Annotated in this window: 9 protein-coding genes and 1 pseudogene; 4 read left to right on the top strand and 6 right to left on the bottom strand. The window is 67.6% G+C overall.

Features of this window, described 5'->3' with window-relative positions:
• Nucleotides 1–329, top strand: a pseudogene (locus AX750_RS16120) (hypothetical protein); the annotation flags it as partial.
• An 8-nt stretch (nt 330–337) separates the two neighbouring features.
• Here AX750_RS16120 and ligD read toward each other — a convergent pair.
• The 3 genes from ligD to AX750_RS16105 are packed head-to-tail and all read right to left on the bottom strand — an operon-like array spanning nt 338 to nt 4135.
• Nucleotides 338–2986, bottom strand: a complete 2649-nt coding sequence (gene ligD / locus AX750_RS16115; protein WP_066733697.1) for a DNA ligase D — start codon at nt 2984–2986, stop codon at nt 338–340.
• A 19-nt stretch (nt 2987–3005) separates the two neighbouring features.
• Nucleotides 3006–3911, bottom strand: a complete 906-nt coding sequence (locus AX750_RS16110; protein WP_066733699.1) for a Ku protein — start codon at nt 3909–3911, stop codon at nt 3006–3008.
• The gene (locus AX750_RS16105; RefSeq protein ID WP_066733702.1) at nt 3911–4135 is read right to left on the bottom strand and encodes a hypothetical protein; all 225 of its coding nucleotides are present in this window, start codon (nt 4133–4135) and stop codon (nt 3911–3913) included. Before AX750_RS16105 ends, AX750_RS16110 begins: the two co-directional genes overlap by 1 nt.
• A 226-nt stretch (nt 4136–4361) precedes the next feature.
• Here AX750_RS16105 and rpsO point away from each other — a divergent pair, with 226 nt between their 5' ends.
• From rpsO to AX750_RS16090, 3 genes are all read left to right on the top strand, one after another.
• Nucleotides 4362–4631, top strand: a complete 270-nt coding sequence (gene rpsO, locus AX750_RS16100; RefSeq protein ID WP_066733778.1) for a 30S ribosomal protein S15 — start codon at nt 4362–4364, stop codon at nt 4629–4631.
• 252 nt (nt 4632–4883) lie between these two features.
• Nucleotides 4884–7052: a polyribonucleotide nucleotidyltransferase gene (gene pnp, locus AX750_RS16095; protein ID WP_066733704.1), complete on the top strand. Its 2169-nt coding sequence runs from the start codon at nt 4884–4886 to the stop codon at nt 7050–7052.
• Nucleotides 7053–7249: 197 nt separating this feature from the next.
• On the top strand, nt 7250–7885 hold the full coding sequence (locus AX750_RS16090; protein ID WP_066733705.1) for a pyridoxamine 5'-phosphate oxidase family protein: 636 nt from the start codon (nt 7250–7252) through the stop codon (nt 7883–7885).
• Nucleotides 7886–8076: 191 nt separating this feature from the next.
• On the opposite strand, the gene AX750_RS16085 is transcribed toward AX750_RS16090, so the two are convergent.
• The 3 genes from AX750_RS16085 to AX750_RS16075 form a co-directional block, all read right to left on the bottom strand.
• Entirely contained in the window at nt 8077–9075 is a 999-nt protein-coding gene (locus AX750_RS16085; protein WP_066733712.1) for an adenosine kinase, read from the bottom strand.
• Nucleotides 9076–9160: 85 nt separating this feature from the next.
• The gene (locus tag AX750_RS16080; protein WP_066733713.1) at nt 9161–9547 is read right to left on the bottom strand and encodes a helix-turn-helix domain-containing protein; all 387 of its coding nucleotides are present in this window, start codon (nt 9545–9547) and stop codon (nt 9161–9163) included.
• Nucleotides 9544–9987, bottom strand: a 444-nt coding sequence (locus tag AX750_RS16075) for a Smr/MutS family protein (protein WP_067254709.1), incomplete at its 5' end; no start/stop codon positions are given. The genes AX750_RS16075 and AX750_RS16080, both read right to left, overlap by 4 nt.

Below are 9987 nucleotides of genomic sequence, written 5' to 3'. Positions count from 1 at the left end.
TCGCCCATCTCGACGAGATGACCCAGCAGAACGCGGCGCTGGCCGAACAGAGCGCGGCCTCCGCCGGCTCGCTCTCCAACCGCATCGGTCAGCTCAACGACCTCGTCGCGGCGTTCCGGACAGGGCCGGAGGGCGCCTCCGTCGGCCAGACAGCGGCCCCGGCCTCGACCGAGCCCGCCCGGCTGCGCCAGCTCGCCGAAGCCGCCTTCGCCCAGACCAAGGCCCAGGCGCCGCGTCCGGCGCCCCGACCCGCGCCTGCGCCGGCTCCGGCCCCGGCGAAGAAGGTCGCCAACAGCCGCGCCAGCGATGCCGGCTGGGAAGAGTTTTGAAGCGAGGTTCAGCCCTTCCCCGTCAGGGGGCGGGCTGAATCGAAGAAGCCGGCCCAGAGATCGGCCGGCGGCCCATCCCGCAGCACGGCCCCGGCGCTGAAGGCGTCGGGGGCGGTGGTCGCCAGATCGTCCCAGGCGATCGGCACCGCCACCGGCGCGCCGGCGCGGGCGCGGGTCGAATAGGGCGCGATCGCGGTCGAGCCGCGGCCATTGCGCAGGTAGTCGACGAAGATCTTCCCCTTGCGCGCTTTCTTCGACAGCGTCGCGGTAAAGCGCGACGGCTCGCTGCCGGCCAGGGCCTGGGCGAAATCGCGTGCGAAGCCCTTGACCCGGTCCCAGCCGGCGCGAGCCTTCAGCGGCATCACGACGTGATAGCCCTTCCCGCCCGAGGTCTTGAGCAGGCTGTCGAAGCCGACCTCCTTCAGGCGGTCGCGAACGGTCAGTGCCGCCTCGCGGACGCGTTCCAGCGGCACGCCCGCATCCGGATCGAGATCGAAGATGATCTGGTCCGGCGTTTCGACGGCTTCGACCGTCGCGCCCCAGAGGTGAATCTCGACCGTGCCGAGCTGGACCAGCGCCGCCAACCCGTCGAAATCGCGGATGAAGAGGAGTTCCTCGCCATCCTTGTCGCGGATCCGGTGGATCGTCTCGGGCATGCCCGGCATGGCGTGTTTCTGGAAGAAGGAATGGCCACCAATGCCGTTCGGCGCCCGGACGAGGCTCAGCGGCCTGTCGATGACATGCGGCGCCATCACCGGCCAGACCGTGGCGTAGTAGTCGAGCAGATCCTGCTTGGTAAAACCGATATCGGGCCAGAGCGGCTTGTCGGGGCTGCTCAACGTCACGGAGGTGGTGGCTTTCGGCGCGACGGACCGGCCAGCGGCTTTCGCCGGCTTGCGTTTCGCCTTGGCCGAACCACTCCTCGAACGGGTCTTCGCCCTGGGCGCCGGCTCTTCGTCCGCAAGCGCCTCCATCGGCTGTTCTGCGACCACATCCTCAGCCGGCTTGTCTTCGCGCAGGCCGAGGAAGCTGGCATGGCGCAGCGTCTTCGAGCGGGTCCAGGCGCCGAACTCGACCTCGGCGACGAGATCTGGCTTCACCCAGACGATGCCTTTTTCGCGGCCGGCTGCGCCCTCGAAGGGCGAGGATTCGCTCCGGAGTGCATCGAGGCGCTTTTTGAGCGCGGCTGCCGAGGCGCGAGTGAAGCCGGTGCCGACGCGGCCCGCCGGCTTCAGCGCCCCGCCCTCGTGATAGGCGACGACGATCGAACCCAGCTCACGGCCCGAGCCCTTGGAGGGCACATAGCCGGCGATGACGAATTCCTGCCGCAGCGTGCATTTCGACTTCACCCAATCGCGCCCGCGGCCGCTGCGATAGGGCGCATCGGCGCGCTTGGAGATGACGCCTTCGAGCCCCATGCGGCAGGCATGGCGCAGCATGGTCTGCCCCGGCTCGATAAAGTGCTCGCTGTAGCGCAGCGGGCCGGTCTCGTCGGCCCCGCGAAACAGATCCTCGAGCCGCCCCTTGCGCGCGAGCAGCGGGTCGGCGCGCAGATCCTGCCCATCGAGATGCAGCAGATCGAATCCGAAGAAGACCAGCGCGCCGGTCGCTCCCTCCGACAGCGCTTCCTGAAGGGCGCCGAAAGAGGAGACGCCGCTGTCACTGAGCGCGACCACCTCGCCGTCGATCAGTGCCGTCGCGCAGGGCAGATCGGCCAGGGCCTTTGACAGCGTCGCGCCGAAACGCTCCGTCCAGTCCAACCCCGAGCGGGTGAGGAGGCGCACGGCGCCATGATCGATGCGCGCCTGCAGGCGGTAGCCGTCGAACTTGACCTCGTGGAGCCAGCGCTCGCCGGCCGGCGGCTTCTCCTGCAGCGTCGCCAGGCAGGGCGGCACGAAATCCGGCAGGGCATCGCGCTGCGGCGCCTTGGCGGTCTTGCGAGCAGCTTTGGATTTCGCGGCCCTTGGGGTCTTCGAACCCTGCTTAGCCGGCGGCTGCCGGCCGGCTTCGCTGACGTCGTTCGTGCCCGGCCGCTTGGTCTTGCCCCAGACCCTCGGCTTGGGCGCCCGGCCGGCGGCGATGTCCTCGATGCTCAGGCCCGACGCAACCGAATGGGGCGCGGTTTCGAGGATGTCCTCGTCCTGACGCGCGGCGGCGTCATCGACCTTGATCAGCAGCCAGTTGTCGCGCTTCTCGCCGCGGCGGGGCTTCAGGCGAACCAGATGCCACTGCCCGGCGAGCTTGTGGCCCTCCAGCATGAAGGAGAGATGGCCCTTCTCAAGGCCGAAGGCGGGATCGCCCTCCGGCACCCAGCGCCCCTCGTCCCAGACGATGACGGACCCGGCGCCATATTGTCCCTCGGGAATCGTGCCTTCGAAGCTGCCATATTCGAGCGGATGATCCTCGACATGAACGGCGAGCCGCTTCTCGTCGGGATCGAGGCTCGGGCCCCGCGTCACTGTCCAAGACCAGAGCACGCCGTCATGCTCGAGCCGGAGATCGTAATGCAGGCGGCGGGCGGCGTGCTTGTGGACGACGAAGGCGCCGCCATGGGCCTTGCGCGCCTGGGCCTTGCCCGACTTGCTCTGCGGCGCCCCTTCCGGCTCGCCGGTTCGGGTGAAGTCCCGCTTGGCACGGTAGAGGTCGAGGCCAGCCATTTGAGGCGCTCCCGGTCGCTCAGGCGCTCTTCTTCGTTCTGGCAGCCTTCGTGGATGATCTGGCGCTGGCGGACGATTTCGCGGCCGCCGGCTTGCCTGCAGCCTTCCCGCCCTTGCCCGGAGCGGGCTTGCCGGCGCCGGCGCCTTCATCTCCCGCCAGGCTCTTCTTCAACGCCTCGAACAGGTTGACGACATTGGCGGGCTTTTCGGCCGCCTGGACCACGGGCGGCTTCTTGCCCTTCTGCTTGGCCTGGATGAGCTCCAGCAGGGCGCTCTCATAGCGGTCCTCGAAGCCCGAAGGGTCGAAGGCCGCCCGCTTCTTGTCGATGATGTGGGTGGCGAGGTCGATCAGCTCGGAGTCGATCTTCGGCTTGCCCAGATCGCCGAAGATCTCGTCTGGCTTCCGGACGGTCTTGTCGTAGCGCAGCGTCGTCAGCAGCAGACCCTTGTCGAAGGGCTCGATCATGACCGGCCGCTCGCGGCGATAGAGCACGATGCGGGCGATGCCGGCCTTCTTCTGCCGCGCCATCGCCTCGCGGATCACTGCGAAGGCCTCTTCCGAGACCTCGTCGGAGGGGGTCACGTAATAGGGCGTGTCGAAATAGATCTGCGGGATGTCGGCGCGATCGACGAAATGCTCGATCGAGAGGGTGTGCGAGGATTCGATCTGGACGGCGTCGATCTCGTCCTCCTCGACCAGCAGATATTCGTCGTCGCCGATCTCGTAGCCCTTGACCTCGTCATCGTCCTCGACCGGCTTGCCGGTGACGCCATCGACATATTGCCGCTTCACGGTGTTGCCGGTCTTGCGGTTGATGATGCGAAAGGAGACCTTCTCGCTGTGATCGGTGGTGCCGGTCAGTTCGACCGCGCAGGAGACGAGTGAGAGCTTGAGATAGCCCTTCCAGGCGGGACGCGGCGCCATCAGGCGGCCCTCGCCGCGAGATGCGGCCGGCGGGACAGCGCCTCGGCGCGCAGGAGATCCTCCCGCGAGGGGGCCGGAACGGGGTCTTCCAGGATCGCGAGCAGGACCTCCCGGTCGAGCTGGCCATTGGCGACGACGGCGGCCAGCGCCTCGCGCGTCTCGCGCTCCGCCCGCAGCTGCGCCGCGAGCGCCAGGATGAGCCTGTCCTTGTCCGAATTCCGCATGACGCAACACCTGCCCGTGGACCCGACTCGTGCAACGGGCGGCCCTCTGTGAGGTTCCACCGGGCGCGCTGGCATTTCCCGCGATTTCGTGTATACCGCCCGCAACCGGCCTCTCCGGCCGGCTGCGCGACCCCTCCCCGATGAGGCGGATCGCGGGCTTCGGACCCTGCTGGACGACATCCCGGCTGCGGCCCGCCAGATCAACACCCAACCGAAGGATCAGACGATGTCGATCACTGCCGAGCGCAAGACCGCGCTCCTGAAGGAATATGCCACCAAGCCGAACGACACCGGTTCGCCGGAAGTGCAGGTCGCGATCCTCACGGAGCGCATCAACAACCTGACCGGCCATTTCAAGTCCCACACCAAGGACAACCACTCGCGTCGCGGCCTGCTCAAGCTGGTCTCGCAGCGTCGTTCGCTGCTCGACTATCTGAAGGGCAAGAACGAGGGTCGCTACAAGACCCTGATCGAGAAGCTCGGCATCCGCCGCTGATCGAGTAGCCGAAACGCCCGGTGCGAATCCCTCGCTCCGGGCGCTTGCTTAAGGGGCCTGCCGCAATGGTGCGGCGATCGCCCCCTTCCAACGCGGCGGCCGCATGGGCGTCCCCCGCATGACCCGCCGGGCGGCTTTCCGTCCATGGCAGGATCGCCGAGCGCTTGGACGCATCGTCCGGACGAGCGCTTCGCCGTCTTGCCCATGGGCAAAGGCGCGAAGGCGGGTCGCATCCGATCCGAAAGATATCTCATGTTCGATGTACAGACCGAAGAACTGATCTGGGGCGGGCGCAAGCTCGTGCTCGAAACCGGCAAGATCGCCCGCCAGGCCGACGCCGCCGTCCTCGCTACCTATGGCGAGACCGTCGTGCTCGCGACCGTGGTTTCCGCCAAGTCGCCGAAGCCGGGAATCGACTTCTTCCCGCTGACCGTGAACTACCAGGAAAAGACCTTCGCCGCCGGCCGCATCCCGGGCGGCTATTTCAAGCGCGAAGGCCGCCCGACCGAGAAGGAGACGCTGGTCTCCCGCCTGATCGACCGTCCGATCCGCCCGCTCTTCGTCGAGGGCTACCGCAACGAGACGCAGGTCGTCTGCACCGTGCTGCAGCATGACCTCGAGAACGACCCCGACATCGTCGCGATGGTCGCCACCTCCGCCGCCCTGACGCTCTCCGGCGTGCCCTTCATGGGCCCGGTCGGCGCGGCCCGCGTCGGCTATGCCGATGGCGCCTACAAGCTGAACCCGCTGATCGACGAGGTGAAGGAGTCGCAGCTCGATCTCGTCGTCGCCGGCACGCAGGACGCGGTGCTGATGGTCGAGTCCGAGGCCAAGCAGCTCTCGGAAGAGATCATGCTCGGCGCCGTGATGTTCGGCCACAAGCACTTCCAGCCGGTCATCGAGGCGATCATCCGCCTGGCCGAGAAGGCCGCCAAGGAGCCGCGCGACTTCACCCCGGCGGACGATTCCGTCGTGCTCGAGGCCGTGCTGAAGCTGGTCGATGCCGATCTGCGCGCCGCCTACAAGATCACCACCAAGGCCGAGCGCTACAAGGCGCTGGACGCCGCCAAGGCGAAAGTCCAGGCGCTGGTGTCGGACACGCCGGACGGCGTCAGCACCTTCTCCAAGGAGCAGGTCGCGGGCCAGTTCAAGGAGGCCCAGGCCAAGGTCGTGCGCTGGACCATCCTCGACGATGGCGTGCGCATCGACGGCCGCGACCTGAAGACGGTCCGCAAGATCGTCTCCGAGGCCGGCATCCTGCCGCGCACCCATGGCTCGGCGCTGTTCACCCGCGGCGAGACGCAGGCGCTGGTCGTGACCACGCTCGGCACCGGCGACGACGAGCAGTTCATCGACTCGCTGGAAGGCACCTACAAGGAGACCTTCCTGCTGCACTACAACTTCCCCCCCTATTCGGTGGGTGAAGCCGGCCGCATGGGTTCGCCCGGCCGCCGCGAGATCGGCCATGGCAAGCTCGCCTGGCGCGCCATCCGTCCGATGCTGCCGGCGAAGTCGGAGTTCCCCTACACGATCCGCGTCGTCTCGGAGATCACCGAGTCGAACGGCTCCTCCTCGATGGCCACCGTCTGCGGCACCTCGCTGGCGCTGATGGACGCCGGTGTGCCGCTCAAGGCGCCGGTCGCGGGCATCGCCATGGGCCTGATCCTGGAGGGCGAGCGCTTCGCGGTGCTCTCCGACATCCTGGGTGACGAGGACCACCTCGGCGACATGGACTTCAAGGTGGCCGGCACGGCCGAGGGCATCACCTCGCTGCAGATGGACATCAAGATCGCCGGCATCACCGAGGAGATCATGAAGGTCGCCCTCGACCAGGCCAAGGGCGGTCGCGACCACATCCTCGGCGAGATGAACAAGGCGCTGTCGGCCTCGCGCGGTCAGCTCGGCGAGTATGCGCCGCGCATCGAGACGATGAAGATCCCGGTCGACAAGATCCGCGAAGTCATCGGCTCCGGCGGCAAGGTCATCCGCGAGATCGTCGAGAAGACCGGCGCGAAGGTCAACATCGAGGACGACGGCACCATCAAGATCGCCTCGGCCGACGGCAAGTCGATCGAAGCCGCGATCAAGTGGATCAAGTCGATCGTCTCCGAGGCCGAGCCGGGCATGATCTATGATGGCACGGTCGTGAAGATCATGGAGTTCGGCGCCTTCGTGAACTTCTTCGGCGCCAAGGACGGCCTGGTCCACATCTCGGAGCTGGCCGCCCAGCGCGTCCAGAAGGTCTCGGACGTCGTCAAGGAAGGCGACAAGGTCAAGGTCAAGTTCCTCGGTCAGGACGAGCGCGGCAAGATCCGCCTCTCGATGAAGGTCGTCGACCAGCAGACCGGCGAGGACATCACCGAGAAGCTCAAGGCCCAGCGCGACGCCGAGAAGAGCCGCGAGAAGCAGTCGGCCGAGTAAGCCGCAGCCCTTCACGCGATTCACGTGAAACGGGAAGCCCCGCATCATCCGATGCGGGGCTTTTTCGTTACCAGCCCCTAGAGCCCAGAAATCGCTGCGCCTTGCTGACAGATTGCCAGAATTGTCACCGCCACGCTGGCCGCTATAGCCCGATCGTCATAGTCTAGACTTATCGGATGCTGCTCCCGGAACCTGACATGACCGCCCACGCCATCACCTCGCTCGACCAGCTCGCGGCGCTTTATCCCAACCCGGTCGCGCCGGCGTCGATCCACAAGGAGATCGATCATGTCGACGCGAACTATGCCGCGCTGATCGCCGCCTCGCCCTTTTTCGTGCTGGCGACCAACGGTCCGGAGGGCCTGGATTGTTCACCGCGTGGAGATCAGCCGGGCTTTGTCACGGTCCGGGACGCGAAAACGCTGCTGATTCCAGACCGAAAAGGCAATAACCGTCTGGATTCGTTGAAGAATATCCTGTTCGACCCGCGAATCGGAATGCTCTTCCTGATCCCCGGATACGGCGAGACCCTGCGCGTCAACGGCGTCGCGACCCTTTCCGACGACCCTGAGTTGTGCGGGCGCTTCGCGATGGCCGGAAAGCTTCCGGCCTGCGTCATCGTGGTCACGGTGGAAAGCGTCTACTTCCAATGCTCGCGCGCGATCGTCCGGGCGGAGCTGTGGAACGCGGCCAGGCATGTCGACAAGCCCAGCGTGCCGAGCGCCGGCACGATCCTGCGGGACATCACGGCGCGCCATGCGGCGATCGAGACCTTCGACGGCGAGGCCTATGACAAGGCGCTGCCGGAGCGGGTCAGGGCGACGCTGTATTGAGGGGTGCGGGATCCCCTCTCCTGTAAGGAGAGGGGTAGGGGAGAGGTGTCGGCCCTGGGGCCGTTTGCACGGGGTGCTTCAGAGGAACGGCTGTGAGGCGGCGGCCCAGGCGTCAAACGGACGACCCCTCACCCTGCCCTCTCCCTACGGGAGAGGGTTCCCCGCGCTGGACTCGCAGCGCGGCCGAGCTTTCAGAGCAGCCCTTCGTTCCCCGCCAGCACCTTCAGGTTCACGTCCGGCCTTGCGCCGACATGGCTGATGATCTCGGCCGCGGCGAGCGCGCCGAGCCGCAGCGAGTCACGCACCTCGCGGCCCGAGGTCAGGCCGAAGAGGAAGCCGGCGGCGAAGAGATCGCCCGCGCCGGTGGCATCGACGACGCGCTCGATCGGGAACACCGGCTCCTCGATCACGCCCTCGGGGGTGACCGCCAGCGCGCCCTTCTCCGAGCGGGTAACGACGGCGAGGATGTTCTCCTGGCGCAGCGCCGCCAGCGCGTCCTCGAAGGCCGCGGCCTGGTAGAGGCTCTTCAGCTCGTGCTCGTTGGCGAAGACGATGTCGACCATGCGGTTGCGGATCAGCCCGACGAACTCGTCGCGGTAGCGGTCGACGCAGAAGGAATCCGAGAGGGTGATCGCGACCTTGCCGCCAGCCTTGTGGGCGATCTCGGACGCCTTGCGGAACGCGTCCTTGGCCGCCGGCGGATCCCAGAGATAACCCTCGAGATAGATGATGTCGGCATTCTCGACCGCCTTCGCATCGACATCGGCGACGCCGAGGCCCTGGCAGGCGCCGAGATAGGTGTTCATCGTGCGCTCGCCATCGGGCGTGACGATGATGAAGGAACGGGCGGTGGCGGGGCCCTCGGTCGCAGCCGGAGTGTCGAAGGCGACGCCGAGCGAGGTCAGGTCATGGCGATAGAGCTTGCCGAGCTCGTCGGCCTTGACCTTGCCGATGAAGGCGCCCTTGCCGCCGAAGGAGGCGAGACCGGCGATGGTGTTGGCGGCCGAGCCGCCCGAGATGACCTTGCCCGGTCCCATGGCGGCGTAGAGGGATTCGGCACGCGCCTCGTCGATCAGCGCCATCGCGCCCTTGGTCAGGCCATGCTTCGCCAGGAAGTCCTCTTCCGCCGCCGCGATGACGTCGACGATGGCGTTTCCGAGGGCGAGAACGTCGGTGCGCGTGCTGGTCATGGAAAGCCTGTTGCTGTGCGAGAAGAGGATGTCGGAAGGGAATGTTGAAGACTGGCCGGGCCTGTCGCATCCATGGCCGTGCGGGTCAAGGCACGTCCCCCGCACGGCCGCGCCGGGCCGCGGCCTCGTCGAGGACCGTACAGAGCCGCGTCAGATCTTCCGGATCGAGCAGGCCGATCTCTCGTGAGAGGCGGTTGGCCAGCAGCGTCGCCTCGGGATCGAGCCCCGCGGTATCGACCGTCACCCGCGGATGGGAGAGATCGGCGAGGCGCACCAGCTCGTCCGCCTCGTCCCAGATCACCCCAAGGACATGGATGACGCCCTGGATCAGGGTGAAGGTCGGGCGGCCGCGCTTGCCGTGCTCGAGGGCCGAGAGATAGGCCGGCGTGACGCCGAGCACGCCCGCCATTTCGGCGAGCGTGATGCCGCGCTCCTCCCGCAGTTCCCTGACGCGCCGACCGAAGGGCGTCACGGTCCCGCCTCACGCGCCCGGCGCAGACGGACATAGAGCGCGCCCGAGCCGCCATGGCGCTGCTGCGCTTCCTCGAAGCCGACGACGAGCGGGCGCAGATCGGGCAGGCGCAGCCAGTGCGGCACGACCCGGCGCAGCACCCCGCGCTCATCGCCGAAGAGGGCTGTTCCGGCCGCGCCCTTGCCGGTCACGACGAGCGCCAGGCGGGTGCCGCGCCCCTGCTCGCGACGCAGGAAGGCGCGCAGGGCCAGATGCGCCTCGTCCTGCCGCATGCCATGGAGATCGATGACGGCCTCGACGCCCTGCTGGCCGCGCCGGAGCTGGGTCCGCAAACGGTTCTCCAGCGGTGCCAGCGGCGGCGGGGCAGGCTTGGGGGCGGGAGGACGGCCCAGGGCGACGCCCGGCGCGGGCTGCGGTTCCTCGGGCATGATCGGCGGGGC

The organism is Methylobacterium sp. CCH7-A2 (genome assembly GCF_001557075.1).
Taxonomy (GTDB): Bacteria; Pseudomonadota; Alphaproteobacteria; order Rhizobiales; family Beijerinckiaceae; genus Allobosea; species Allobosea massiliensis.
This window is presented reverse-complemented; position numbering and strand designations above follow the sequence as displayed.

Bases quoted from the DNA above. Each gene is read 5' to 3' on its own strand.
- ligD (WP_066733697.1), bottom strand. From the start codon at position 2,986: ATGGCTGGCCTCGACCTCTACCGTGCCAAGCGGGACTTCACCCGAACC.
- AX750_RS16110 (WP_066733699.1), bottom strand. From the start codon at position 3,911: ATGGCGCCGCGTCCCGCCTGGAAGGGCTATCTCAAGCTCTCACTCGTC.
- AX750_RS16105 (WP_066733702.1), bottom strand. From the start codon at position 4,135: ATGCGGAATTCGGACAAGGACAGGCTCATCCTGGCGCTCGCGGCGCAG.
- rpsO (WP_066733778.1), top strand. From the start codon at position 4,362: ATGTCGATCACTGCCGAGCGCAAGACCGCGCTCCTGAAGGAATATGCC.
- pnp (WP_066733704.1), top strand. From the start codon at position 4,884: ATGTTCGATGTACAGACCGAAGAACTGATCTGGGGCGGGCGCAAGCTC.
- AX750_RS16090 (WP_066733705.1), top strand. From the start codon at position 7,250: ATGACCGCCCACGCCATCACCTCGCTCGACCAGCTCGCGGCGCTTTAT.
- AX750_RS16085 (WP_066733712.1), bottom strand. From the start codon at position 9,075: ATGACCAGCACGCGCACCGACGTTCTCGCCCTCGGAAACGCCATCGTC.